This is a genomic window from Intrasporangium mesophilum, assembly GCF_054783095.1.
On sequence record NZ_BAAGRF010000019.1, the window covers coordinates 239,110 to 264,015 of the forward strand.

Sequence of the window (24,906 nt, forward strand, 5' to 3'; positions counted from 1 at the left end):
CATGCGGGTGCTCGTGGTGTGGTGTCCCGACTGGGCGGTGGTCGCCAGCGTGGCTGACGGGGACCTCGCCGGCGACGCCTCCCCCATGTCCAGGCCGGTCGCGGTGATGGCCCGCAACGTGGTCGTGGCCTGCAACGAGGAGGCCCGGCAGAACGGCATACGACGGGGCATGCGGCGCCGGGACGCCCAGGCCCGGTGTCCCGAGCTGGTGCTCCTGCCGGACAACCCCGACCGCGACGCGCGCGCGTTCGAGCCGGTCCTGGCGGCGGTCGAGGAGCTCCGGCCCGGGGTCGCCCCGCTGCGGCCCGGGCTGCTCGCGATCCGCGCGCCGGGCCGGTTCTACGGCGGCGAAGAGAACGCCGCCGCGGTCATCGCGGAGCGCATCGTCGAGCTGGGCGTCTGGGATGTGCGCATCGGGGTCGCCGACGACCTGTTCACTGCGGAGCAGGCCGCCCGGCACGCGGAGGTCCAGGGCTGGCGGCTGGTGCCGGAAGGCGCCTCGGCCGCGTTCCTGCGCGACGTGCCCGTGAGTGTGATCGACGACGCCGATCTCGTCGGGCTGTTGCAACGCCTCGGCATCCGCACGCTCGGCAGCTTCGCGCAGCTGCCCGCGGGCGACGTGGTCGCCCGGTTCGGGGCATACGGCGCCAAGGTGCACCGGCTCGCTCGCGGGGCCGACCGGGTCGAGCCTGCCACGCGGGTGCCACCCCCCGATCTCGTGGCAACCGTCAGCTTCGAGCCGCCGCTGGCGTCCGTGGAGGCTGTCTGCTTCAGCGTCCGCCGCAAGGCCGAGCAGCTGGTGACCGACCTCCTGTCCCGCGGGCTGGTGTGCACCGCCGTCCGCATCGAGGCCGCGGGCGACGACACCCACGGCACGCTCCTGAGCGCCCGCACCTGGGTGCACTCGCGCTGGTTCAGCGCCGCTGACCTCGTCGACCGGGTCCATTGGCAGCTCCAGGCTCAGCCCGACGGTCTGCTGGTCGGGGCGCCGGTCGGCCTGGTCCGGTTCATCCCCGAGACGGTCGAGCCCGTCGCCGCGCATGCCGAAGGCCTCTGGGGCGGCACCGACGAGCGGGTCGACCGTGGTGTGGCCCGGGTGCAGGCGCTGCTCGGCTACGACGCCGTAGTGACCCCCGTGCGGCAGGGCGGCCGGGCCCCCGCGGACCGCCAGCGGCTGGTGCCCTGGGGCGAGCGACCGACCGTGTTGCGCCCGGTCGACCAGCCCTGGCCGGGACAGATCCCGCCGCCCGCACCGAGCCGGGTCTTCAGCGAGCCCTGGGCGAGCGCCGTCGTCGACGAGGACCGCCGGCCGGTGTCGGTGACGGACCGCGGGATGGTCACCGGCGAGCCGTCCCGCTTCCAGGCCGGTGACACGCCGGGGTGGCAGCGGGTGCACTCCTGGGCAGGTCCGTGGCCGGTGGACGAGCAGTGGTGGAGCCCGGAGGGTGCCACCCGGACTGCGCGCTTCCAGATGGTGGGGGTCGACGGCCGGGCCTGGCTCATGCGCTGCTCAGGCGGGCAGTGGTGGACCGAGGCGGCATACGACTGATGGGCTGGAGCAACCCCGCGATCCCGTGGTCGCAGCTGGAGCGCAGGCTGTCGGCCGACCCGCGCCGCTACGGCCCGCCCGACGAGTGGCCCGGCTCGCGCAAGCGCAAGCCGTACCACCCCAAGGACGAGGTATGCCGTCCGGACGGTCCGCTGACCCCGTACGCCGAGCTGCACTGCCACAGCAGCTTCTCCTTCCTCGATGGCGCCAGCGGGCCCGATGCCCTCGTCGAGGAGGCGGTCCGGCTCGGGCTCGAGGGAATCGCGCTCACCGACCACGACGGGTTCGCCGGTGCTCCGCTGTTCGCCGAGATCGCTCAGAAGTACCGCGGGATCAGGACCGTGTTCGGCGCCGAGCTGTCCCTGGGGCTGACGTCGCCGCAGAACGGCGTCCCCGATCCCGAGGGCAGCCACCTGCTCGTGCTCGCCGACGGGGTCGAGGGCTACCACCGGCTGGCTGCGGCGATCACCGACGCGCAGCTGCGCGGGGACGAGAAAGGCCGCCCCGTCTACGACCTCGACGAGCTGGCCGAGCGCGGGCGGGGTCACTGGATGGTGCTCACGGGCTGCCGTAAGGGAGCCGTCAGGTCGGCTCTGCGCCGCTCGCCCGGGGACGCCGCTGACGAGCTGGACCGGCTGACCGCACTGTTCGGCCTCGACCGGGTTGTGGTCGAGCTCATCGACCACGGCGGCCCGCGCGACCACGAGGACAACGACCTGCTGGCCGCCCTGGCCGACGTCCACGGGCTCCCGGTCGTCGCCACCAACAACGTCCACTACGCCACACCGGACAGTCACAGGCTGGCCGCGGCGATGGCCGCCGTCCGGGCCCGGCGCAGCCTGGCCGAGATGGACGGCTGGCTCCCGCCCTGGGGTGCCGCGTGCCTGCGCACCGGGCAGGAGATGGCCGACCGGTTCGGCCGTTATCCGGGTGCCGTCGCCAGGTCTGTCGAGATCGCGGACGCCCTGGCCTTCGACCTGCAGAAGGCGACCCCGCGCCTGCCCAAGCTCGGCATCCCGCCGGGGCACACGCCGGCAACCTGGCTGCGGGTGCTGGTCGACCGCGGTTTCGAGGTCTACTACGCCGGGCGGCCGCACGAGCAGCGAGCCCGCGAGCGGATCGAGCACGAGCTGCGGATCATCGAGGAGAAGGACTTCTGCGGCTACTTCACGATCGTCCATGACATCGTCGAGTTCGCTCGCCAGCAGGGGATCCTCTGTCAGGGCCGCGGATCCGCAGCCAGCTCGGCCGTCTGCTACGCCCTCGGCGTGACCGCGATCGACTCGGTCTTCTACAACCTGCCGTTCGAGCGGTTCATCTCCCAGCATCGCGACGAGGAGCCTGACATCGACGTCGACTTCGACTCCGACCGTCGGGAGGAGGTGATCCAGTGGGTCTACGACCGCTACGGCCGTCACAACGCCGCCCAGGTCGCCAACGTCATCACCTACCGGCCGAAGATGGCGGTCCGGGACGCCGCCAAGGCACTGGGATACTCCCCCGGCCAGCAGGATGCCTGGTCCAAGTCGATCGAAAGCTGGACCGCGGTGGTGGCTGAGGGCAGCGACGGCGACCCGGGCGCGATCCCCGAGCCGGTCGTCGGTCTTGCCAACCAGCTCATGCGAGCGCCGCGCCATCTGGGCATCCACTCCGGCGGCATGATCCTGACCGAGCGGCCGATCGGCGAGGTCTGCCCGATCGAGCGCGCCCGGATGGACAAGCGCACGGTCCTGCAGTGGGACAAGGACGCCTGCGAATGGATGGGCCTGGTCAAGTTCGACCTCCTCGGGCTGGGCATGCTCGGCGCGCTCAACCACATGACCGTGATGGTCCGTGAGGAGCTCGGCGAGCACTGGACGCTCCAGTCACTGCCCAAGGAAGAGCCTGGTGTCTACGACATGCTCTGCCGCGCCGACTCGGTCGGGGTGTTCCAGGTGGAGAGCCGGGCACAGATCGGGACCCTTCCGCGACTGCGCCCGCGAGCGTTCTACGACCTGGCCATCGAGATCGCGCTGATCCGGCCCGGCCCGATCCAAGGGGGCGCGGTCCACCCGTACATCCGGCGGGCCACCGGCCGCGAGGAGACCACCTACGCGCACCCCGACCTGATCCCGGTCCTGGAGCGCACCCGCGGCGTGCCGCTGTTCCAGGAGCAGCTCATGGAGATGGCGGTCGCGATCGGGGACTGCACCCGCGACGATGCCGACCTGCTCCGACGGGCGATGGGGTCCAAGCGCGGCATCGAGCGCATCGAGACCATCAAGGAGAAGCTCTTCGAGGGCATGGCGAGGCGTGGTCTGGTCGGTGCGGCCGCCGAGCGGATCTACGTGCAGATCCTGTCCTTCGCCAACTTCGGCTTCGCCGAGAGCCACGCGCTCAGCTTTGCGCTGCTCGTCTATGCCAGCTCGTGGTTCAAGCTGCACTACCCCGCTGCGTTCCTCGCCGGGCTGCTGCGCGCCCAGCCGATGGGCTTCTACTCGCCGCAGTCCTTGGTCCAGGACGCTCGCCGACATGGGGTGCAGGTCCGCCGCCCGTGCATCGTGCACTCGGGCGCCCAGGCCGGCTTGGAGCGGCTGGACCCGACAGGATGCTCGCCCACCGGGCTGGAGGAGTGCATCGAGCAGGACCACCGCCCCACGGCGTACGACGACGCCGCTGCCGACCCGACGCTGACCCACCGCCGCGACGGCGCCTTCGCCGTCCGGCTCGGACTCGACGAGGTGCGTGGGATCGGCAAGGACGTGGCTGAGCGGATCGTCGCCGCACGCGACGAGCGGCCGTTCACCGACATCGTTGACCTGTCCCGGCGGGCCCGGCTCGACTCCCGCCAGCTGGAGGCGCTGGCCACGGCGGGAGCGTTCGAGGTCTGGGAGCTCTCCCGCCGTGAGGCCCTGTGGGCCGCAGGGTTCACCGAACGGCCTGACCAGCTGGCCGGCACGAGCGTCGCCGTCCCGGCGCCGATGCTGCCCGAGCTGGGCGACGTCGGGGCCACCCTGGCCGACCTCTGGGCGACGATGATCTCCCCCGACAGCCACCCGCTGCTGCACCTTCGCCCCACGCTCCACGGCGCCGGGATCCGCAGCGTCGCCGAGGTCTTCTCGGGCGAGCCCGAGCGCCGTGTGCACGTGTGCGGGCTTGTGACCCATCGGCAGCGACCCGGCACCGCCGGTGGCGTGACGTTCCTCAACCTCGAGGACGAGACCGGGATGCTCAACGTCATCTGCACCGAGGGTGTCTGGGCCCGCTACCGCAAGGTGGCTCGCACGGCGGCGTGCCTGGTGGTCCGCGGCCTGGTCGAGCGCAGCGACGGTGTCACCAACCTCTATGCCGACCAGATCACCTCGCTGGCCGCGATCAGCCCCACCGCCGAGCAGGCCCTCGCTGCCCGGCATCACCCGCGCAACTTCCAGTAGCGGGGCCCCTCAGTGACGCCGGGCCCGACCGACCTCCACGCACCCCGCGACACGGCATACGGCCGCGTGACTGCCGGGCTCGTGGCGGTCCATCGGCCCTGTGTATGTCCCGTTCGTGGGGCCGGCGTCGGGGCTGTGCAGACCGGGCACGTCACGTCGGACCCGAGCGTTACCGTGGTGGCTCGACCGATCCGACCGGGAGGGGGACCACCGCATGGGCCGCGCGCGGCGTGCACGCAAGATCGCCCAGTCAGCGGCGTACGGCGGAGGTATGGGCGTTGCCGGCCTCGGTGTGCTGAGCCTGCTCGGGTACGGCCTGATCCGGGCCGAGGCCGTGCTGGCCCGGCGGATCGTCGGCCAGCAGTTCGACGGCGCCCCGGTCGACAGCGGCACGTACGGCTCCGGGCCGGGTGGGCCGGTTCGCTTCGTCATGCTCGGCGACTCGACCGCACGCGGCATGGGTGCGGAGCTTGCTCACCAGACCATCGGGGCGATCATCGCGAGCGGGGTGGCGGCCTTCAGCGGGCGCACCGTCGAGCTGACCAACGTTGCGGTCATCGGTGCCGAGTCGCCCGACCTGGACTCCCAGGTCGACCGCGCACTCGACCTCGTCCCCGCGCCCGATGTCGCGGTCATCTCGATCGGCGCCAACGACGTCACCCACCGGATCGACAAGTCGATCGCCGTGCGCCATCTCGAGATGGCCGTGCGCACCTTGCGTGAGGCGGGCGCCGAGGTCGTCGTCGGCACCTGCCCCGATCTGGGCGCGATCCAGCCGGTGCCCCAGCCCCTGCGCTACCTGGCGCGCCGCTGGTCGCGAGACTTGGCCGCCGCGCAGACCGTCGCCGTCGTCGAGGCGGGCGGACGTGCGGTCTCGGTCGGCGACCTGCTCAGCGAGGCGTTCTCGGCCAACCCGTCCGTGATGTTCAGCGAGGACCGCTTCCACCCGAGCCCGGCCGGCTACGCTCGCGTGGCGGCGGCGATGCTGCCGAGTGTCAGCGCCGCGCTCGACCTCTTCGGCGAGCGGAGCCACCCGCGCGAGCCGAGCCTGCGCCGCGGCGAGAGTGTCGGCCCGGTCGCCGAGGCCGCGACCAGGGCCGTGGCCCAGCCCGGCACGGAGGTGGCGCCGGCCGAGGTCGCAGGCCTCTCGCGCGGCGCCCAGGGCCGCTGGGCGGTGCTGCTGCACCGCATCCCGGCAGCCCCGTGGGGCCTCGCCGGCCGGGACGCTTCTGAGCGCCAGACCGCCGGCTCGGATGTCGGTGCGGGCGGGCCGGCGCCCGGCGACGAGCAGCGGCCGACCCGACCCGCTCCGTCGGAGCCGAGGCCGAGCCAGCTGTCGACGAGTGAGCTGAAGCCGAGTTACCCGACGTCGAGTCAGGCGTCGGCAGGTGAGCCTTCGAACCAGCCGACGCCGAGGCGTCCGCCGGTCGGCTACCCCGCGGCGCCGGCGAGCTCGTCGAGCGCCACCGGCTCGACGAGCTCCACTGGGGTCAGCTGACCTGCATCACCTGGTCGGCCGGCGGGGCCTTGATGCCGAGGTCCTCGTTCCACTTGGAGAAGTCGAGCTGGCCAGGGCTGCTGGTCGAGCCGGTGAAGCGGACGACCTCGCTCTTGTCCTTGGAGACGTAGAGCGCGCCCTCGGTCTTGCCCTTCTTGTCGTAGAGCACCCAGCAGTCGACGCCGTTGACGGTTTCCGATGCGACATCGGTGGCCAGCTGGTCCGGGGTCACCGCGCCGAAGGCCTTCTCCAGGAACGCCTTGAGGCTGAGGCTCTCGGCCATCGAGGAAGCCGACGTCGGAGCCTTGATGAACTTGTCGCCCGCCTTCTGGACGTTGGCAGGGGCGCCCTGCTTCTTCCAGAACGTCTGGTCGCCCTGGATGTAGACGGCGTCGGGCAGCGAGATGAGGCGGGCCTTGCCCTCGCCCTCGAGCTCGATGGAGATGTCGGCGGTCTTGCCGTCGCTCGTGCCCTTGAAGTCGATCTTGATCGACTTGCCGTCCTGGTCGATGTCGCCGGCGAAGGCGCCGGACGTCGCGGCGAGCGCGTTGTCCTTGGCCTTCTGGAGGATGTCGGACGCCTCGGGTGCCTCGGTAGAGGTCGGGGTCGATCCCGTGGAGGTCGACGCGGCAGGCGTCGACGTGGAGGCGGTCGAGGGCGTGTCGGACTTGGAGCACGCCGCTGCGCCGAGGCTGATCGCGAGCGCGCCCGTCAGCGCGACGATGCGCGTCGTCATGGTCTTCATGTGTGTGGAGTTCCCTGTTCGGATGGCGCCCGGGTGGTTCGGGCGGGCGACGCTGGGCCGCGCCGGCAACCCGTACACCCTAACCGCCTCCGCGGAAACGGCGCTGGCGCCCCTGGACGAGCTTGCTCAGCCGGCCGGCATACCGAAGGGACCGCCGTATGCCGCAGGGTGCGGTAGGTCTCAGGGTGGCGTAGGCCATACGCCGGGGAGTGTCGCTCGGCGCGACGAGGACCTACCATCGAGGTTGACTGAGCAAGCGCTTAGTTGCTGCGCGCCGACGTGCGTGGCTGCCGACGTTGCCCCAGGAGATACCCCGTGACCGAAGCCGTCATCGTCTCGACCGCCCGTTCCCCCTTTGGGCGAGCGTTCAAGGGATCGCTCAAGGAGGTCCGTCCCGACGACCTTGCTGCCACGGTGATCCAGGCGGCGCTCGACAAGATCCCGGCGCTGGACAAGACCCTCGTGGAGGACATCTACCTCGGCTGCGCCGAGCCGTCCGGCAAGCATGGCGCCAACATGGCCAAGGTCGTGGCCACCCTGCTCGACCTCGACGGCACGCCCGGCGCGACCATCAACCGCTTCTGCGCGTCCTCAGCCCAGACGACGCGGATGGCCTTCCACGCCATCAGGGCCGGGGAGGGCGACATCTTCGTCTCCGCGGGCGTCGAGTGCGTGTCGCAGTACATCGACTGGGCCGGTGCCGGCGGCGCGAAGGCCGACTCGCAGAACCCACGTTTCGCCGACGCGATGGCCCGCACCAAGCGCATCGCCGAGACCAACGAGACGTGGACCGACCCGCGCGCCGAGGGCAACCTGCCCGACATCTACATCGCGATGGGCCAGACCGCCGAGAACGTCGCGACGGCATACGGCATCTCACGCGAACGCCAGGACGAGTGGGGCGTGACCTCGCAGAACCGCGCCGAGGCGGCGATCCAGCGCGGGTTCTTCGACTGGGAGATCACACCCATCACCACGCCGGACGGCACGGTCGTCAGCAAGGACGACGGACCACGTGCCGGTGTCACCCTCGAGGCGGTCCAGGCGCTGAATCCCGTCTTCCGTGAGCAGGGCACGGTCACGGCCGGCAACTGCTGCCCCCTCAACGACGGCGCCGCGGCCCTCGTGGTCATGAGCGACACCAAGGCCAAGGAGCTGGGCCTGATGCCCCTGGCGCGCGTGGTGTCGACCGCCGCGACCGGCCTGTCCCCCGAGATCATGGGCCTCGGCCCGGTCGAGGCGACGAGCCTCGCGCTGAAGCGGGCGGGCATGTCGATCGGTGACATGGACCTCTACGAGATCAACGAGGCCTTCGCGGCGCAGGTCATCGGCTCGGCCGACCAGATCGGCATGGACTACGACAAGCTCAACGTCAACGGCGGCGCGATCGCCATCGGTCACCCGTTCGGCGCAACGGGCGCGCGGATCACCGGCACGATCATCAACGCGCTGCGTGAGCGGGACCAGCAGTTCGGCCTCGAGACGATGTGCGTCGGCGGCGGCCAGGGCATGGCAGTCATCTTCGAGCGCCTCAGCTGAGCCATCCGCCGCAGCCCCCAACGTCGAGTGGCCCCGCGGTCACCGTCGAGTGGCCCCCTGGTCACGCCCGAGCGCGTGACGACGGGGCCACTCGACGTATCCGGGCGTGACGACGAGGCCACTCGACGTATCCGGGCGTGGCGACGGGGCCACTCGACGCATCCGGGCGGGACGACGGGGCCACTCGACTAGAGGGAGCGGCGGAGGTCGGTGAGCAGGCGGGTCACCTGGGTCGCCTGGGTCGCCCTCGCCGCCTGGGTCGTCCTCCCCGCCTGCGTCGCGCTCGCCGCGTGTGCCGGCTCGGCGGGTCCGGCCGCGAAGACGTCGAAGACCATGACGGTCAGCTGGTCCATGACTGCCTCGGGCCCCAGCTCGGGCACGGGCACTGCGGCTCGGCCGCGCTGCTGGGCCCCGAGGTCAGCGAGCTGCTGCACGACGACCCGGACCGACGGCATACATGACAAAGCGTGGCCGAGCGGCAGCTGATGCCACCGCCCGACCACGCGTGAGAGCTCCTCCAAGACCTCCTGCGGAACAGGGGATCTCATCGGGTGGCTCAGTCGCGCAGGCGCGCGAAGAGACGGAGGAACTCCACGTACAGCCACACGACCGACACGACGAGGCCGTGGGCGAGCAGCCAGGAGTACTTCTGCGGCGCGCCGAGCTTGACGGCGCGGTCGATCGAGTCGAAGTCGATCGCCAGGGAGTAGGCCGCGAGGCCGACCCCGACGAGCGACAGGATGATGCCGAAGCCACCGCTGCCACCGAAGCCCCAGCCGGACAGGACGCCCGTCCACAGCAGGACGACCTGCAGCAGCGAGAACAGGCCGTACCCGACGATCGCGAAGAAGAACATACGACGGGTGCGGTCGTTGACCTTGACGAACCCGGTTGCGTAGCCGATGTACATCGCGACGAACGTGCAGAAGGTCGCGAGGACGGCCATGAGCACGACGCCCTGGTAGCGCGCGATCGAGTTGATCGCCTGGCTGAGGGCGCCGAGGAAAGCCCCCTGCAGCACGGCGTAGAGGACGAGCAGCGGCACCGAGACCGTCTTGCGGAACGCGATGACGAAGCCGAGGATCAGCGTGCAGACCATGCCGCCCATCCAGAGCGGCACCGACAGTGACGGGCTGTTGTCCACGGCGATCCACGATGCGGCGGCGACTCCGACCGTGACCACGAACAGACCCAGGCTCTTCATGATGACGTCATCGAGCGTGACCCGGCCGGTGTCGACGGGGCCGGCGCTCTGCCTGGCGTACATCTCGTTCAGCTGCTGCGCCGTCATGGTGTCCTGCGCGGCGTAGGACGACGTCGCGGCCTGCTGGGGGTTGCCCTGCGGCGTGCCGAAACCGGCATACCGCTCCTTCTCAATCTGCTTGTTCAGCCGGTCGAAGACCGGGTTTCCACCTGCCATGTGAGTGTGCTCCTTGAGGCACCGTGCCACCGATCGTGGCGACTGTCTCAACTGTAAGCGTTTGACCCACTGGCACCAGTTCCCGGACGGCGCCGGTCATACTGATCACCGCGCCCCCGTGGCCCAACTGGCAGAGGCAGGCGACTTAAAATCGCCAACGGTGAGGGTTCGAGTCCCTCCGGGGGTACGCAAACCATCGGCGACATTCCGGTGACCATCAGGACACGGACAGGGCGCGCAGGGCACGGTTCGGTAACGGCATGGCCCAACCGGTGGGCGTCGTTGGGCGGGCACCCATCTTGTGCACCTACACTGACCTGCGAGAACGAGGTCCAGGGGGCTGTTGTCGACGTGCTCCTTCGCGGCCGCTCCGCGCCCGCAGGCGCGTGATCACCCAGGGAGTACGAAGGAGCCAAGGCGTGCTGGAGCATCGTGTCGCCGGTGCGACGACGGCCGCTCCGCCGCGCCCGGCGTGGGGCCCCGAGCCCCGGCTCGTCGAGTTCTCGGTGAGGTTCGCCGCCGCGCTGCGCCGCAGCTGGGCCGACCCGCTCGTGCGCCGCGGCATGCTCGGCATGACGCTCGTCGCTGCCGGTTCGATCAGCCCGGCCTTCCTGCCCTCTGACGCCTTCGAGCCACCGTCGTCCTCGCTGATCGACCGCCTGAACCTCGAGTGGCTCGGCGGCCCGGTCGGGCGGGTCGTCACGACGGCGCTGCTCGCGGTCGGGATGGCGCTGCTCGTCGACGCGTGGCTGCGGCTGCGACCGGTGAGCGGCCGCAAGGCGCCGTCGCTGGCCTGGCTGCTGTGGAGCGTGCCGATCCTGTTCGCGCCACCGTTGTTCAGCCGCGACGCCTACAGCTACGCCGCGCAAGGCCAGATCATCCTGCGCAACATGGACCCGTATGCCGTCGGTCCGTTCTGGGTGGCGGGACCGTTCGCCGACCAGGTCGACCCGATGTGGGTCCAGACGCCGGCGCCGTACGGTCCGCTGGCGCTCCAGGTGCAGCACGTCGTCGTCAGCCTCTTCCCCGAGAACGCCTATGCCGCGGCTATCGCGATGCGGATCCCCGCGCTGCTCGCCGTCGGCATCCTCGCCTATGCGCTGCCGCGGCTCGCCGAGCGGTACGGCGTGAGCGGACGGCATGCCTTGTGGCTCGGTGTGCTCAACCCGCTGGTGATCATGCACTTCGTCGGTGGCGCGCACAACGACGCCGGGATGGTCGCGCTCGTGGCGCTCGCGCTGCTGCTCGCCAGCCGTGGCCAGTTCGTCATCGCCTCGATCACGCTCGCGGCAGCGGCCGCCTACAAGCAGACAGCCGTGCTGGCCCTGATCGGGATCGTCGGGATGGCTCTGCAGGCCCAGGGCGACCTGGCGCCCGGGGCCCGGGCCCGTCTGAGGGCGATGCTGCGGCATACGGCCGTCTACGGATCGGTGCTGCTGGCCGCCTTCGTGGCTATCACCACCATCTCCGGGCTGGGCTACGGCTGGATCCCGAACCTGTCCGTCCCCGTGACGCTGCGCTCGCTGCTCTCCCCGCCGACCTTCGTCGGCAGCGCGATCGAGTGGGTCATGACCATCGGGGGTATGCCGCAGAGCTGGACGGCCGCGCCCGTGCCCATCGCGCAGACCATCGGCCTCGTGGCCGGGATCGTCGGCATCGGCTGGATCGCGTGGCGGGTCGCGCCGCGCAACCCCGTGCTCGCGACCGCCGGGGCCTTGCTCGTGCTGTGCGCGTCCGGTCCGGTCATCCACCCGTGGTACCTGCTCTGGGGCGGCCTGCTGCTCGCCGCGACGCGACTGCCGGAGCGCTACATCCGGACGATGGTCGTGGTCACCATGTTCTTCGTCACCTACAGCGTCGTGGACGCGACGGTCTCCAACGGCACGTGGGCCCTCGGTGTCTCCGCGGCGATCTGGATGATCGCGCGGCTGCGCTCACACCGGCGCCGCGTGAACGAGGAGGACGTGCTCCGGCGGGCGCCCCTGCCCGCCACCCGGGCCTGAATGGTCAGAGGACCTGGCTGAGGGCGATGCCGTCGAGGATGTCGTGCTCGGAGGTGACCACCTCGGTGATGCCGGCCCGGTCTGCCACGCGCTGCACGACCCGCCGCCACACGAGCGCTCCGGCGCCGATGACATCGACGCGCCCCGGGTGCATGTACGGCAGCGCCGCCCGCTGGGCATGCGTCATCGTGAGCAGGTCGTCGGCGGCCGCCAGCACGTCGCCGACTGCGTTGCGGGACAGGTGGATTCGCGCCGCGTCGTATGCCGGCAGGCGCAGCAGGTGCGCCGTGATCGTCGTGACGCTGCCGGCGAGGCCCACGAGGGCCTTGACCCCCTCGAAGGGCACCTGCGCCTCCGCGGCGTCGATCGCCGCGTCGATGTCGCGGGTCGCGGCCGAGATCTCCTCGGCCGTCGGCGGGTCGCCGGCCAGGTGGCGCTCGGTCATGCGAACGCACCCGATGTCGACCGAGCGCGCCGCCTCGGCGTGCTCGGTCCCCCGGACGAACTCGGTCGAGCCGCCGCCGAGGTCGACCACGAGATAGGGGCCTGGGACCCCGACCGCTCCCAGCCCGCCCGTTGCACCCGTGAACGACAGCTCGGCCTCCTCGTCTCCCGAGACCACCTCTGGCGAGACCTCGACGCCGAAGTGCTCGCCGAACGCGGCGCGGACGCCGTCGATGAACTCCCCGGCGTTCCGGGCGTCGCGCGAGGCCGACGTCGCCACGAAACGAGCCCGCGCGGCGCCGAGCTCACGGCACTGCGCGGCATACTCGCGGGTCATCTGCAGCGTGCGCTCCATCGACTCGGGTGCGATGACCCCGGTGCGGTCGACGCCGAGGCCGAGCCGGACGATCTCCATCCGGCGCGTCACGTCGCGAAGCGAGCCGGTGGCGGGATCGATATCGGCCACGAGGAGTCGGATCGAGTTGGTGCCGCAGTCGACCGCGCCGACCCGCACGCTGCCCTCACTCACCCTGGGGCCCCGACTCTGCGTCCTCGGCCGCGTGGATCGCCGCGCACGAGGTGGGCTCCCACCAGTCGTCGAGCATGGCCAGGGCCTCGTCGCCGAGCGGGTTGACGCCGGGTCCGGCGGCCAGCGAGTGCGCCACGAGGACATGCAGGCACTTGACCCGGGTGGGCATGCCACCGGCCGAGATGCCGGCGATCTCGGGCACCTCGCCCAGCTCGGCCCGTCGGGCGAGGTAGTGCTCGTGGGCCTGCTGGTAGGCGGCGGCGAGGGCCGGCTCGTCGGCGAGCCGCGCGGTCATGTCCTTCATGACACCAGCCGTCTCGAGCGTGCTGATGGCGCCCGTGAGCCGAGGGCAGGTCGCATAGTAGGTCGTCGGGAACGGAGTGCCATCGGGCAGCCGGGGCTCGGTGCGCAGCACATCAGGCTCACCGCACGGGCAGCGGTGGGCGACCGCGGCGACGCCGCGGGGACGCCGGCCCAGCTGGCGCTCCACGGCGTCGAGGTCTGCCTGCTCGACGGGCGTCCGGGGGTCGCTCACGCGGGAGTCACTCCTCAAGGGTCGGTGCGAACAGCTGGCACAGGTGGCCGCAGGCCGCGGAGGTCAGTTCGACGAGGTCAGGGCGCCGACGAAATGCCGGCGGCCGGGCGGTCGGCGATCTGGATCGACTGCCACACCTTGCCGTACCACGGCGACGACGCGTTGGCCAACGGCGCCGCGACGACCGGACGCGACGCAGCGGCAGCGTTCGCGTCGTCGGTCGTGGGGTTGATGACGGTGTAGGCGCGGTCACCCACCCGGACGAACTTGAGGCGCTCGCGCGCCTGGACCTCGATGTATGCCGGGTCCCTCCAGAGCGCCGCCTGCCGTTGGAGGTCCTGCACCGACTGACGCTGCTGCGCGACCTTGTCCTGCAGCGCGGCGGTGTCGCTGCGCTGCTGGATCAGCGACCGGAGCGTCGGCAGCAAGGTCACGGCGAGCATGACGAGGATGCCGAGCATGATCGCTCCGCGTACCCAGGCGGTCGATGCCGAAGGCGGTTCCGGCTGGGGTGTGCGGGTGCGGGCCGCGAGCGCGGGGCGCTCCTTGCCCGGGCCGGGACGGCTGGGTCGCGCCGCCCCGCGGGACGTGCCCGGCCGGGTGCCGGACGTGCTCGACCCTCCGGACCCTGCCGTAGAGCGGGACGAACGGGTCGAGCCGGACGATGCCCCGGACGACCCACTGGAGGACCCGGACCCGGACCCAGCCCGGCCGGGACGCGGTGCGGCCGGCCGCCCACCGCCCGACGGGCGGCTCTGGGAGCGGCCCGGCCGGGACGGCGTGCGGTCGGCCATCGAGCTCAGCCCTCGCCGCCGAAGCGCGCGGCGTCGAAGCGCGGGAAGGCGCCGGCGCCGGCATACTCACCGGCGTCGTCGAGCTCCTCCTCGATGCGAAGCAGCTGGTTGTACTTGGCGACGCGCTCGGAACGGGCGGGTGCGCCGGTCTTGATCTGGCCGCAGTTCGTCGCAACGGCGAGATCGGCGATCGTCACGTCCTCGGTCTCACCCGAGCGGTGGCTCATCATGCAGCGGTAGCCGTTGCTCTGAGCGAGCGCGACCGCGTCGAGCGTCTCGGTGAGCGTGCCGATCTGGTTGACCTTGACCAGCAGCGCGTTGGCCGTGCTGGTGGCGATGCCGCGGCCCAGCCGCTCGGGGTTGGTCACGAACAGGTCGTCGCCGACGATCTGGACGCGCGCGCCGAGGCGGTCGGTGATGGCCTTCCAGCCGTCCCAGTCCTCCTCGTCGAGCGGGTCCTCGATGGACACGAGGGGGTACGCGTCGACGAGCTCGGCGTAGTAGTCGATCATCTCGGCCGACGACTTCGACGCGCCCTCGAACTCGTACGACCCGTCCTGGTGGAACTCCGACGCGGCGACGTCGAGCGCCAGAGCGACGTCCGTGCCGGGCACGTAGCCGGCGGCCTTGATGGCCTCCACGATGATGTCGAGCGCAGCGCGGTTGGACTCGAGGTTCGGAGCGAACCCGCCCTCGTCGCCGAGCCCGGTCGCCAGGCCGCGGTCGTGCAGCACCTTCTTGAGCGAGTGGTACACCTCGGCGCCCCAGCGCACGGCCTCACGGAAGCTCGGCGCGCCGATCGGGGCGACCATGAACTCCTGGATGTCGACGTTGGAGTCCGCGTGCGAACCGCCGTTGAGGATGTTCATCATCGGCACGGGCAGCACGTGGGCGTTGGGGCCGCCGACGTAGCGGAACAGCGGCAGACCGGCCGACTCGGCCGCGGCGTGCGCGACGGCCAGGGAGACGCCGAGGATCGCGTTGGCGCCGAGGTTCTCCTTGTTCGCGGAGCCGTCGAGCGAGAGCATCTCGGCGTCGATGAGCCGCTGCTCGCTTGCGTCGAACCCGACCAGGCGCGGGTTGATCTCCTCGATGACCGCGTCGACGGCCTGCTCCACGCCCTTGCCGAGGTAACGGCCCTTGTCGCCGTCGCGTCGCTCCGACGCCTCGAAGGCGCCGGTCGAGGCGCCCGAGGGCACCGCCGCGCGCGCGAACGTGCCGTCGTCGAGACGGATCTCGACCTCGACCGTGGGGTTACCTCGCGAGTCCAGGATCTCGCGAGCGCCGATCTCCTCAATGCTGGCCACTGACTCTCCTCAAGCTGGCAGGGCATGTGCCGCGCACAGCCCCGGACGTCGGCGGCCGGGGCGGGCGGTCTCGATGTGTTGGATGCGTGTCCGGTGTGGTGCTGATGTTTCGCGTGCATTGCCGTGCGGTGACGGCACCGGGTGCTGCACCGAGCGTAGCCCGTATGCCGTGGGCCCCGAGGGAGCGACCCGGCATTCGGGCGCGGGCGCACGCTCCGGGGAGCGGGGCAGGGCAGTCGCCGCACCATCCTGCTCAGGAGGCGCGTATTTCGGAGCACATTTTCCCTTCTTCGTCACCCGAGGACGCGCGAAGCGGGCATACTCGCACTTAGCCATCCGGGGGGGTGGGAGCTGGTCGAGTCGAGGGGCGCCTGAGCGGCGCCCCGGGGGTGGAGTGTGGACATGGGGCAGCCCATGCGTGATGCAGGGGTATTTCTGCTTGACGTGAGTGCTCGTCCGGTGACGCAGCCGCTCAGTGAACGATCCCGGAGCATCCGGCTGCTTCAGCTGGCCATCGCAGGCGGCGACCTTGTCGTCATCACGCTCGCCATGGTGCTGGCGGCGATCGGGCGGACGAGCCTGAACCTGTTCTCGGCTGCGGCAGACGTCAACGCGGTGGCCCAGTCGGTCGGGGTCTGGATCATCGCCGGCTGGATGTTCGCCAACCTCTGCACGGGCACCTACACCAGCACCTTCCTCGGGGTCGGCACCGTCGAGTACGCCCGGGTCTGCAGCGCCGCCGGTCTCACGGCGGGCGCGATCGGCATCATGAGCTACCTGACGAAGTTCAACCTGTCGCGCGGTTTCTTCGTCCTGCTCTTCGGCATCGGCCTGCCGTTGCTGCTGCTCTGGCGCTGGTACGCCCGGCGACTCGTGCATCACGCCCACGCGCGGGGGCACCTGCTCACGCGGGTCCTCATCTCCGGGTCGCAGGAGCGGGTCGACGACGTCGTCGCGGTGCTGGAGCGCGAGTCGTGGCTCGGCTACCACATCGTCGGAGCCCTCACCCCCGCCGACGAGTCCACCACGAGCACCCCCCGCGGCGTGCAGGTGGTCGGGAACACCTCGCAGACCGCCGAGTCCGTGCTCGCGGAGAAGGCCGACCTCGTCGTCTTCACCGAAGGCGCGTTCCCGTCAGCAGTCGACTTCCGGCGCATCGCCTGGGACCTCGAGGGTCACCACGTCCAGATGGCGGTCGTGCCGAGCCTCTCGGACATCTCGTCGGGCCGGATCGCCATGCGCCCGGTCGGCGGTCTGCCGCTCGTGCACGTCGAGCAGCCGCAGAGCCTCGGCGCCTCGCGCGGCTTCAAGCGCGCGTTCGACCTCGTCGGGGCAAGCATCCTGCTGGTGCTCGCCTCGCCTCTCATGCTCGTGTTCGCCGTCGCGATCAAGATCCAGGACGGCGGCCCGGTGCTGTTCAAGCAGACCCGGGTGGGGCGCGACGGCCAGCTGTTCGAGTGCCTCAAGTTCCGCAGCATGGTTGTCGACGCCGAGGCGCGCCTCTCGGGGGTCACTCATCTCAACGAGTCGGACGGCGTGCTGTTCAAGGCCCAGCGCGACCCGCGGATCACCAAGGTGGGCCACCTCATCCGCCGCTACTCCATCGACGAGCTGCCGCAGCTGATCAACGTCATCAACGGCGAGATGAGCCTGGTCGGGCCGCGCCCGGCTCTGCCCTCCGAGGTGCGCCGCTACGCACCCGATGTGCAGCGGCGCCTGCACGTGCGTCCGGGCATGACGGGGCTGTGGCAGGTGTCCGGCCGCAGCGACCTGTCGTGGGACGACACGGTGCGCCTCGACCTCTACTACGTCGACAACTGGTCGATCGTCCAGGACCTGTCGATCATGGCCAAGACGCTGGACGCCGTGGTCCGCTCGCGCGGTGCGTACTGACCGGACGTCGGCGGGGACACGCGGCTCGATAACGTTATCGAGCCTGCGCATCGCCGACCCTGCGGGCCGGTAGGCTCCGGATGTGAGCCCAGTCGGACGCGTGAAGATGGAGGACGTGGCCCGCGCGGCGGGCGTGTCCGTCGCGACGGTGAGCAAGGTCGTGAACGGCCGCTACGGCGTCTCCCGTGCCACCTTCGAGAAGGTCTCGAACGTCATCGACGACCTCGGCTACGAGATCAGCCTCGGCGCCCGTAGCCTGCGCAGCCACCAGACCAACATCATCGGCGTCCTCGTGGCCGAGTTCGAGCCCTTCAGCACCGAGCTGCTCAAGGGCGTCTCCGACGCGATCGACGCGACCGGCTACGAGCTCCTCGCCTACTCGGGCGGCCACCGCGGAGGCGCGGTCGGCTGGGAGCGCCGCTCGCTGAGCCGCCTCGGTGGCACCCTCATCGACGGCGCGATCATCGTGACCCCCACCGTCGTCGACGCCCAGACCGGCATCCCGGTCGTGGCGGTCGACCCGCACACCGGCCCGTCCGACGTCCCCACGATCGAGGCCGACAACGTGGCCGGAGCGGTCATGGCCACGGAGTACCTCCTCCGCTTGGGCCACCGGCGCATCGCGTTCCTCGGCGGGCGTTCGGACCTGGAGTCCGCGCGGCTGCGCGAGGAAGGGTTCCGCCAGGCGATGGCCGCTGCCGGGATCCCTGTCGACGAGGGCCTGGTGCGGGTCGGCGGCTACCGCCCCGAGACCGCCGAGGCCCCCGCCCGGGACCTGCTCACCCTGCCGCAGCGGCCCACCGCGATCTTCGCGGCCAACGACCTCTCTGCGATCCGCACCATCGAGGTCGCCCACGAGCTCGGCCTGCGAGTGCCCGACGACGTGTCGGTCATCGGCTTCGACAACGTGCCCGAGTCCGCCCTGACGCGCCCGCCGCTGACGACGATCAGCCAGCCGCTGCGCGAGATCGGCGCGACCGCGCTCGAGATGCTCGTCGGCCTGCTCGACGGGCAGGACACGCCGATGCACGTGCGGCTGCCCACGTCGATGGTCGAGCGCGAGTCCTGCCGCCCGTTGTGAGTCGGTTCCGGTCCGGTGTGGTGCCAGCCGGTCAGTGGGATGACCGGCCGGCACCACACACCATGCCGTATGCCGTCAGGCGCGCAGCCGCGTGGTCGTCCAGCGGCTGCCACTGACGTCTACGACGTGGACGTCGCCGAGGAGGGGCACCGTCGCCTCGGTCTCGACGTCCTCGCACGAGCGGCCGACCCAGAGATGGAGGTCTCCGGGCTCGACCACGCGCACGCCCTCGCGGTTGGTGAAGGCCAGTCGGGCGCCTGGCACCGCGAAGTCGATGTCGACGCTCTGGCCGGGCTCGAGGGAGACCCGGCGATAGCCCAGCAGCTGCGCGACCGGGCGGGTCACGCTGGCCACGAGATCGCGGCCGTACAGCTGGACCACGTCGTCTCCGGCGCGCTCGCCGGTGTTGGTGACCCGCACACTGACCTGGACGGGCCCGGCCGTGGTGGCCCCGGGCTGCACGACGAGGTCCGTGTGGGCGAACGTCGTGTAGGAGAGGCCATGTCCGAAGGGCAGGGCCGGGGCGCTCACCAGGTTGGTGACGTCGGAGTCGCCGCCCAGCCTCGGGTGAAGGTAGGAGTACGGCTGCTGGCCGGCAGAGCGCGGCAGGCTGACGGGCAGACGCCCGGACGGGTTGACCCGCCCCGAGAGCACGCCCGTGATGGCGCCGCCGCCCTCCTCACCGGGGAAGAAGGCCTGGAGGACTGCGGCGCACGTCGACAGCGCCCAGTCGACGGCATACGGACGCCCGGTGAGCAGCACGAGGACGACCGGGGTGCCCGTGTCGACCACCGCTTCCACGAGGGCGCGCTGCACGCCCGGCAGCTCGAGGTCGTCACGGTCGCAGCCCTCGCCCACGGTGCCGCGGCCGAAGAGGCCGGCGTGGTCGCCGACGACGACCACGGCGACGTCGGCACCAGCTGCGGCATCGACCGCCGCCGCGAACCCGGACGTGTCGAGGTCGTCGACGGCGCACCCCACGGCATGGGTGTGCACGCTGTCGGGCCACTCGGCGGCCAGTGCCGATCGCACGGTCGGGACGTCGATGCCGACCTCTGCCTCCGGGTGGTGCGCGAGGACATGGTTGAGGAAGGAGTAGCAGCCGAAGTGCGCCTCGGCGCGGTCCGCGTTCGGGCCGATGACGGCGACCCGGGCCGGGGCCGAGAGCGGAAGGGTCCCGTCGTTGGCGAGCAGGACGACCGACTCGCTCGCGAGCCGGGCCGCGAGGCGGCGGTGCTCCGGCCCGTCGAGCTCGACGTCGGTCGGCGGCTCGTCGTCGAAGGTCGCGTCCAGCAGGCCGAGCTCGGCCTTCTGAGCCAGCGCACGGCATACCGCCCGGTCGACGAGCGACTCGTCGACCGCGCCGGCGCGAACTGCATCGGCCAGCGGCCCGAGGTAGGCGTCGCCGGTCGGCAGCTCGATGTCGACGCCGGCGGCGAGCGCCTGCCCGGCCGCAGCGCCGAGGTCAGCCGCGACGCCATGCAGCAGATGCAGGAAAGCGACGCCGTAGTAGTCCGCGACGACGGTGCCGTCGAAGCCCCAGCGGTCCCGAAGCACCCCGGTCAGCAGTCGCTCGTCGGCGGCCACGGGGACGCCGTCGATCTCGGCGTACGAGTGCATGACCGACCGGACGTTGCCGTCGAGCACCGCCATCTCGAACGGGACGAGCAGCACGTCCTCGACCTCCCGGGGACCGGCGTGGACGGGCGCGAAGTTACGCCCGGCCTGTGAGGCCGAGTAGCCGACGAAGTGCTTGACGGTCGCGTGGACTCCCGTGGACTGGAGCCCCCGGACGTATGCCGTCCCGACGGTCCCCACGAGGTAGGGGTCCTCGGCGATGCACTCCTCGACCCGCCCCCAGCGGGGGTCGCGGACGACGTCGAGCACAGGGGCGAGCCCCTGGTGGATGCCGAGCTGACGCATCGAGCCGCCGATGAGCGCGGCCATCTCCTCGACGAGGTCCGGGTCGAAGGACGCCCCCCAGGCCAGCGGGGTCGGGAACGTCGCCGCCCGCCAGGCGGACAGCCCGGTCAGGGACTCTTCGTGCACCAGGGCCGGGATGCCGAGCCGCGTCTCGCGAACGAGCCGCCGCTGCTGGTCCCAGAGCCAGCGAGCCCGCTCGGCCACGTCCACCGGCCGGGTGCCGTAGACGCGGGTGAGGTGGCCGAGGCCGTGACGCGTCGCCTCGGCCAGGCCGTACGCCTCGGCGAACTCGCCCTGCAGCGGGGCGACCGCCTCGCCCTCGCCCTTCTCCCAGAATCCGACGATCTGGGCGAGCTTCTCCTCCAAGGTCATTCGCGCGACCAGCTCGGAAACACGGTCGGCGACCGGTGCCGCAGCCGGCGCGGAGGCCGGTGCGGAGGCCGGTGCGAGCACGTCGGGAGTTGTCTGGAGCTGCGTCACGGAACCTTCCTTAGCAGGGTGAGGAGCGGGTAGGTGCTGGGCGCGGTGCGAGTGGAGGGGAAGCGTCGGCGCGCCGAGCGTGGCGGGGAGCCGCCTGGGGCTCAGCCCTTCACGGCGCCCTGGAGGCCGCTGACGATTCTCCTCTGTGCGGCGAGGAAGAAGACCAGCGCGGGGATCATCGCAAGGGTCGTGAAGGCGAACACGCCTGCCGTGTCGGAGGAGTACTGCGACGAGAAGTCCGCCACGCCGAGCGGCAGGGTCTTCTTGTCGCCCTGGAGCAGGAGCAGGGGAAGCAGGTACGCGTTCCACGACCCGACGAACGCCAGCACCCCGACGGTCACCATGCCCGGGCCCGACAGCGGCACGACGACCTTCCAGAAGAACTGGATCCGCGTTGCCCCGTCGATCTGGGCGGCCTCCTCCAGCTCGTCCGGCAGCGCCATGAGGAACGGGCGCAGGATCACCACGGTCATCGGCAGGGCGAACGCCGCTTGTGGCAGCGCGACCCCCCACCACGTGTTGCCCATGTGCAGGTCGCGCGTCACGAGGATGAACAACGGGATGATCGCCACGGTGGCCGGGAAGAGCAGCCCGACGACGAACACCATGTAGAGCGGCTCACGCCAGCGGAAGCGGTAGCGCGCCAGCGGGTATGCCGCCATGAGCCCGAGGATGACGACGATCGTCGTCGTCATGGTGGCGATGACCGCGGAGTTCAGGGCGTACGTCCAGAAGCTGGAGCTGGCCAGCACGGACCTGTAGTTGTCGAGCACCCACGGGCTGGGCAGGCCGGCGGGTGAGTCGGCCAGCTGCGCGTTCGTCCGGAAACCACCCAGGACGGCATACAGGACCGGACCCAGGGTCAGGGCCACGACGACGAGCGCCACGGCATACACCAGCGGGCCGGCGCCACGCCGGGACTTCCTGGTCCCGCGCGGGCCGCGCGCGGGATCTGCGGACCGGCGGCCGGTCGGGGCCACGGCGTCCAGCGGTCGGTTCACGGTGCCGCTCGCGGTGCTCATCGATGCCCCTTCGCGGGTCGGTCTGTCCCACTGTCACGGCGCAGGACGAAGAACTGGTAGAGGACGGCCATCACCAGGGCCACGACGAACAGGACCACGGACGCGGCCGCGGCGATGCCATAGTTCTGCCGCTTGGTGCCCTCGGTGATGAGGAAGGTGGCCATCGTCGTGGTGGAGTTCGCGGGACCGCCGCCGGTGAGGATCCACACCATGTCGAAGAGCTGGAGCGAGCCGATCATGGACAGGAAGACCCAGGTCCGGATCGTCGGGCCGAGCAGGGGGATCGTGATCCGAGTCTGGACCTGCCACCAGCTCGCCCCGTCGATCTCGGCCGCCTCGAACAGCTCCTCGGGCACGCTCTGCAGTCCGGCGAGGAAGAGGATCACGGCGAGGCCGAGGTACTTCCACGTGAGGACGGCCATGACGGTCCAGAGTGCGAAGTCGGGCGTGCCCAGCCAGCCCTCCTCGGGCCCCTCCAGGCCGATGGCGCGCATGATCGTGTCGACGACGCCGTACTGCGGCTGGAGCAGCTGGAACCACACGACGCCCGCGACGACCTCGGCCAGCACGTACGGCACGAAGATGATCGTCCGAAGGAGCCCGCGGCCCCGGATGTTCCGGTTGAGCAGCAGCGCGATCGCGAGGCCGAGCGGCAGCTGGATCGCGACCGACAGCACCACAATGACCAGGTTGTGCCGCAGGGCGTCGGTGAACACCTCGTTCTGCAGCACCGACGCGTAGTTCTTGAAGCCGACGAAGTCGACGAGCGGTCCGAAGCCCTTCCACTTGTAGACCGAGAACTGCACGGCCTTGAGGATCGGCCACACCACGAAGGTGATGAACAGCGCGAGGCCGGGGCCGACGAAGAACAGGACCTCGAGGCCGGTGCGCAGGCGGTTGCGCCGCCGGCGTCCGGCCGCCTGGCGCTCAGAGGCGTGGGAACCAGAGGGCCCGAGGCCCTCCCCTCCCCCGGACCGCGGGAGGGCGAGGCCGGGGGTCGGGGGAGGTGACGACGCGACCGCGGTGGTCCGGTCGAGGGCGGTCGCGTCGTCGGCCATGTCGATCACTTCGATGCGTCTGCCGCGGCCTGGGTGGCGTGGACGATGTCCTGCGGGCTCGCCTTGCCGGCGAACATCAGGGCGATCTCGTCGTTCATCGCGCCGCCGACGGCCTGCCCGAAGGCGGTGTCGAAGTACAGCTGGACGTACGGCGACTTGTCGCGCACCTGGAGCAGTGCGCCGAGGGCCGGGTCCTTGACCGAGCCGGTCGCGGCGGAGTTGGTCGGAAGACCCATGTCGCGCTCCGCGAAGCCCTTCTGCACGTCATCGCTGAGCAGGTAGTTCACGAAGTCGACGGCCTCCTTGGGGGCGTCCTGCGAGACGGCCCAGGCGTCGCCGCCGCCGAGGGTTGCGGCCGGGTCACCGGCGCCGCCGGCGACCGACGGGAACGGGAACCAGCCGAGGTCGTCGCCGAGGCCCTTGTGGTCCGCGGTGAGGCCCTGCATGACACCGGGCTCCCAGTGGCCCTGCATCTCCATGGCGACCTTGCCCGTGGCCAGCAGGCCGGAGGCGCTCGTCGGACCGGTCTGCGCCGGCGTCGACAGGAAGCCCTTGTTGAACGGCTTGGTCGCGATCACCTTCTGGAGGTCCTCGCCGGCCTTGACGAAGCACTGGTCCGAGAACTTCAGGGTCTTCACCGCGTCGGTGAGCACGTCCTTGGAGCAGTCACGCAGCGCGAAGTAGTACCAGTAGTGGGCCGCGGGCCACTTGTCGCCGGCGCCCACCGAGATCGGCTCGATGCCGGCAGCCTTCAGCTTGTCGACGTCGGCGTTGAGCTCGTCCCACGTCGCCGGGGCGGCGGTGATGCCGGCCTTGTTGAACAGCGACTTGTTGTACCAGAAGCCGACGACGCCCATCGAGAAGGGCAGCGCGTACGTCTTGCCGTCGACCTGCCAGCCGGCCACGGAGCCGCCGAGCTTGCTGATCGCGTCGGCGGAGGCGTCGGACAGGTCCTTGGTCAGGCCCGCCTGGACGTGGTCGGCGAGCTCGCCGCCACCACGCTCCATGTAGACGTCTGGAGCGTCGCCGCTCTGGAACGCCGCGTCGAGCTTGGTCAGCATGTCCTCGTGCTGCATCGCGTTGACGTCGATGTGCACGTTGGGGTGCTTGGCCTCGAAGTCCTTCGCGACCTGGTCGTAGTACGCCTTGCCGGGGTCGGTGTTCGAGTTGTGCCACCAGGTCACGGTGACCTTGCTGCCGGCCGTGCCGGTCGAGCTGTCGCCGCTGCCGCTGCCTGCGGAACCGCATGCACCGAGACCCGTTGCGACCACCACACCGAGGGCCAGCGCCCGGTAGATCGGTGTCCTCTTCATCCTTTGGAGCTCCTCGTCCTTGAGCGAGTTGTTGCGAGTGCGAGGCACACGCTGGCAGCCGTCGCACGAGTGTGTCAATCGTTCTCGATAACGTTCTCGATAACGATTGAAAAGAACGGGCCACTCGCGAGGCGGCTGAGTTCAGTGAGTACGAAGAGACCAGCGGGACACCTGTGACCACCCGCTCACTCGACCCATGACGCCCCCCTTCCGCGTCGAGCGAGTGCTCCGTCCCAGGGTTCCCGCGCGCCCCTTCCCCGTCGAGTGGGCGCTCCGTCCCACCGGTCCCACGCGCCCCTTCCCCGTCGAGTGGGCGCTCCGTCCCACGGTTCCCGCGCGCCCCTTCCCCGTCGAGTGGGC

18 protein-coding genes and 1 tRNA gene are annotated in these 24,906 nt (G+C 71.0%); 8 read left to right on the top strand and 11 right to left on the bottom strand.

The window, feature by feature from the left end:
* Position 1: 1 nt before the first annotated feature.
* The 3 genes from ACYVLP_RS17370 (at position 2) to ACYVLP_RS17380 (ending at position 6,460) form a co-directional block, all read left to right on the top strand.
* Complete coding sequence (locus tag ACYVLP_RS17370) at positions 2-1,549, top strand: DNA polymerase Y family protein (protein ID WP_460628585.1); 1,548 nt, start codon at positions 2-4, stop codon at positions 1,547-1,549.
* Positions 1,549-4,962, top strand: a complete 3,414-nt coding sequence (locus ACYVLP_RS17375) for an error-prone DNA polymerase (protein ID WP_460628586.1) — start codon at positions 1,549-1,551, stop codon at positions 4,960-4,962. Before ACYVLP_RS17370 ends, ACYVLP_RS17375 begins: the two co-directional genes overlap by 1 nt.
* A gap of 214 nt (positions 4,963-5,176) precedes the next feature.
* Positions 5,177-6,460: an SGNH/GDSL hydrolase family protein gene (locus ACYVLP_RS17380; RefSeq protein ID WP_460628587.1), complete on the top strand. Its 1,284-nt coding sequence runs from the start codon at positions 5,177-5,179 to the stop codon at positions 6,458-6,460.
* On the opposite strand, the gene ACYVLP_RS17385 is transcribed toward ACYVLP_RS17380, so the two are convergent.
* Positions 6,453-7,205 (bottom strand): hypothetical protein, encoded by a 753-nt coding sequence (locus ACYVLP_RS17385; protein WP_460628588.1) that lies wholly within the window; start codon positions 7,203-7,205, stop codon positions 6,453-6,455. The two genes, ACYVLP_RS17380 and ACYVLP_RS17385, sit on opposite strands and share 8 nt — an antisense overlap.
* Positions 7,206-7,520: 315 nt before the next feature.
* Between ACYVLP_RS17385 and ACYVLP_RS17390 the strand changes: the two genes are divergently transcribed.
* Positions 7,521-8,744: an acetyl-CoA C-acetyltransferase gene (locus ACYVLP_RS17390; RefSeq protein ID WP_460628589.1), complete on the top strand. Its 1,224-nt coding sequence runs from the start codon at positions 7,521-7,523 to the stop codon at positions 8,742-8,744.
* Between the two features lie 188 nt (positions 8,745-8,932).
* On the opposite strand, the gene ACYVLP_RS17395 is transcribed toward ACYVLP_RS17390, so the two are convergent.
* Together ACYVLP_RS17395 and ACYVLP_RS17400 are read right to left on the bottom strand one after the other, a co-directional pair.
* A complete protein-coding gene (locus ACYVLP_RS17395; protein ID WP_460628590.1) occupies positions 8,933-9,199 on the bottom strand; it encodes a hypothetical protein in 267 nt (88 codons plus the stop codon).
* A gap of 101 nt (positions 9,200-9,300) precedes the next feature.
* Positions 9,301-10,164, bottom strand: coding sequence for a Bax inhibitor-1/YccA family protein (locus ACYVLP_RS17400; protein ID WP_460628591.1), 864 nt, complete (start codon positions 10,162-10,164; stop codon positions 9,301-9,303).
* A gap of 112 nt (positions 10,165-10,276) precedes the next feature.
* On the opposite strand from ACYVLP_RS17400, the gene ACYVLP_RS17405 reads away from it, so the two are divergent.
* Positions 10,277-10,351, top strand: a tRNA-Leu gene (locus tag ACYVLP_RS17405).
* Between the two features lie 232 nt (positions 10,352-10,583).
* Positions 10,584-12,167, top strand: a complete 1,584-nt coding sequence (mptB, locus tag ACYVLP_RS17410; protein ID WP_460628592.1) for a polyprenol phosphomannose-dependent alpha 1,6 mannosyltransferase MptB — start codon at positions 10,584-10,586, stop codon at positions 12,165-12,167.
* 4 nt (positions 12,168-12,171) lie between these two features.
* On the opposite strand, the gene ACYVLP_RS17415 is transcribed toward mptB, so the two are convergent.
* From ACYVLP_RS17415 to eno, 4 genes are all read right to left on the bottom strand, one after another.
* Positions 12,172-13,140: a Ppx/GppA phosphatase family protein gene (locus ACYVLP_RS17415; protein ID WP_460628593.1), complete on the bottom strand. Its 969-nt coding sequence runs from the start codon at positions 13,138-13,140 to the stop codon at positions 12,172-12,174.
* On the bottom strand, positions 13,133-13,675 hold the full coding sequence (locus tag ACYVLP_RS17420) for a DUF501 domain-containing protein (protein ID WP_460628594.1): 543 nt from the start codon (positions 13,673-13,675) through the stop codon (positions 13,133-13,135). The genes ACYVLP_RS17415 and ACYVLP_RS17420 overlap by 8 nt, the downstream gene beginning before the upstream one ends.
* 77 nt (positions 13,676-13,752) lie before the next feature.
* Positions 13,753-14,136, bottom strand: a complete 384-nt coding sequence (locus tag ACYVLP_RS17425) for an FtsB family cell division protein (protein ID WP_460628595.1) — start codon at positions 14,134-14,136, stop codon at positions 13,753-13,755.
* A gap of 338 nt (positions 14,137-14,474) precedes the next feature.
* Positions 14,475-15,776: a phosphopyruvate hydratase gene (eno, locus tag ACYVLP_RS17430; protein WP_460628596.1), complete on the bottom strand. Its 1,302-nt coding sequence runs from the start codon at positions 15,774-15,776 to the stop codon at positions 14,475-14,477.
* Positions 15,777-16,235: 459 nt separating this feature from the next.
* Between eno and ACYVLP_RS17435 the strand changes: the two genes are divergently transcribed.
* On the top strand, positions 16,236-17,669 hold the full coding sequence (locus ACYVLP_RS17435; protein ID WP_460628597.1) for a sugar transferase: 1,434 nt from the start codon (positions 16,236-16,238) through the stop codon (positions 17,667-17,669).
* An 82-nt stretch (positions 17,670-17,751) separates the two neighbouring features.
* Positions 17,752-18,750: a LacI family DNA-binding transcriptional regulator gene (locus ACYVLP_RS17440; RefSeq protein WP_452271586.1), complete on the top strand. Its 999-nt coding sequence runs from the start codon at positions 17,752-17,754 to the stop codon at positions 18,748-18,750.
* Between the two features lie 75 nt (positions 18,751-18,825).
* Here the strand turns inward: ACYVLP_RS17440 and ACYVLP_RS17445 are convergent, their stop codons facing one another.
* The 4 genes from ACYVLP_RS17445 to ACYVLP_RS17460 all read right to left on the bottom strand — a co-directional run bounded on the left by ACYVLP_RS17445 (position 18,826) and on the right by ACYVLP_RS17460 (position 24,546).
* A complete protein-coding gene (locus tag ACYVLP_RS17445; protein ID WP_460628685.1) occupies positions 18,826-21,045 on the bottom strand; it encodes a beta-xylosidase/alpha-l-arabinosidase in 2,220 nt (739 codons plus the stop codon).
* A 209-nt stretch (positions 21,046-21,254) separates the two neighbouring features.
* Complete coding sequence (locus tag ACYVLP_RS17450) at positions 21,255-22,175, bottom strand: carbohydrate ABC transporter permease (protein ID WP_460628598.1); 921 nt, start codon at positions 22,173-22,175, stop codon at positions 21,255-21,257.
* Positions 22,172-23,233 carry a carbohydrate ABC transporter permease gene (locus ACYVLP_RS17455; RefSeq protein ID WP_460628599.1) on the bottom strand — a complete coding sequence of 354 codons (1,062 nt, stop codon included), beginning with the start codon at positions 23,231-23,233 and terminating at the stop codon, positions 22,172-22,174. Before ACYVLP_RS17455 ends, ACYVLP_RS17450 begins: the two co-directional genes overlap by 4 nt.
* A 5-nt stretch (positions 23,234-23,238) precedes the next feature.
* Complete coding sequence (locus ACYVLP_RS17460; RefSeq protein WP_460628600.1) at positions 23,239-24,546, bottom strand: ABC transporter substrate-binding protein; 1,308 nt, start codon at positions 24,544-24,546, stop codon at positions 23,239-23,241.
* Between the last annotated feature and the right edge of the window lie 360 nt (positions 24,547-24,906).

Bases quoted from the DNA above. Each gene is read 5' to 3' on its own strand.
- ACYVLP_RS17375 (WP_460628586.1), top strand. From the start codon at position 1,549: ATGGGCTGGAGCAACCCCGCGATCCCGTGGTCGCAGCTGGAGCGCAGG.
- ACYVLP_RS17400 (WP_460628591.1), bottom strand. From the start codon at position 10,164: ATGGCAGGTGGAAACCCGGTCTTCGACCGGCTGAACAAGCAGATTGAG.
- ACYVLP_RS17460 (WP_460628600.1), bottom strand. From the start codon at position 24,546: ATGAAGAGGACACCGATCTACCGGGCGCTGGCCCTCGGTGTGGTGGTC.
- ACYVLP_RS17455 (WP_460628599.1), bottom strand. From the start codon at position 23,233: ATGGCCGACGACGCGACCGCCCTCGACCGGACCACCGCGGTCGCGTCG.
- ACYVLP_RS17380 (WP_460628587.1), top strand. From the start codon at position 5,177: ATGGGCCGCGCGCGGCGTGCACGCAAGATCGCCCAGTCAGCGGCGTAC.
- ACYVLP_RS17445 (WP_460628685.1), bottom strand. From the start codon at position 21,045: ATGACCTTGGAGGAGAAGCTCGCCCAGATCGTCGGATTCTGGGAGAAG.
- ACYVLP_RS17370 (WP_460628585.1), top strand. From the start codon at position 2: ATGCGGGTGCTCGTGGTGTGGTGTCCCGACTGGGCGGTGGTCGCCAGC.
- ACYVLP_RS17395 (WP_460628590.1), bottom strand. From the start codon at position 9,199: ATGCCGTCGGTCCGGGTCGTCGTGCAGCAGCTCGCTGACCTCGGGGCC.
- ACYVLP_RS17450 (WP_460628598.1), bottom strand. From the start codon at position 22,175: ATGAGCACCGCGAGCGGCACCGTGAACCGACCGCTGGACGCCGTGGCC.
- ACYVLP_RS17425 (WP_460628595.1), bottom strand. From the start codon at position 14,136: ATGCTCGGCATCCTCGTCATGCTCGCCGTGACCTTGCTGCCGACGCTC.
- ACYVLP_RS17385 (WP_460628588.1), bottom strand. From the start codon at position 7,205: ATGAAGACCATGACGACGCGCATCGTCGCGCTGACGGGCGCGCTCGCG.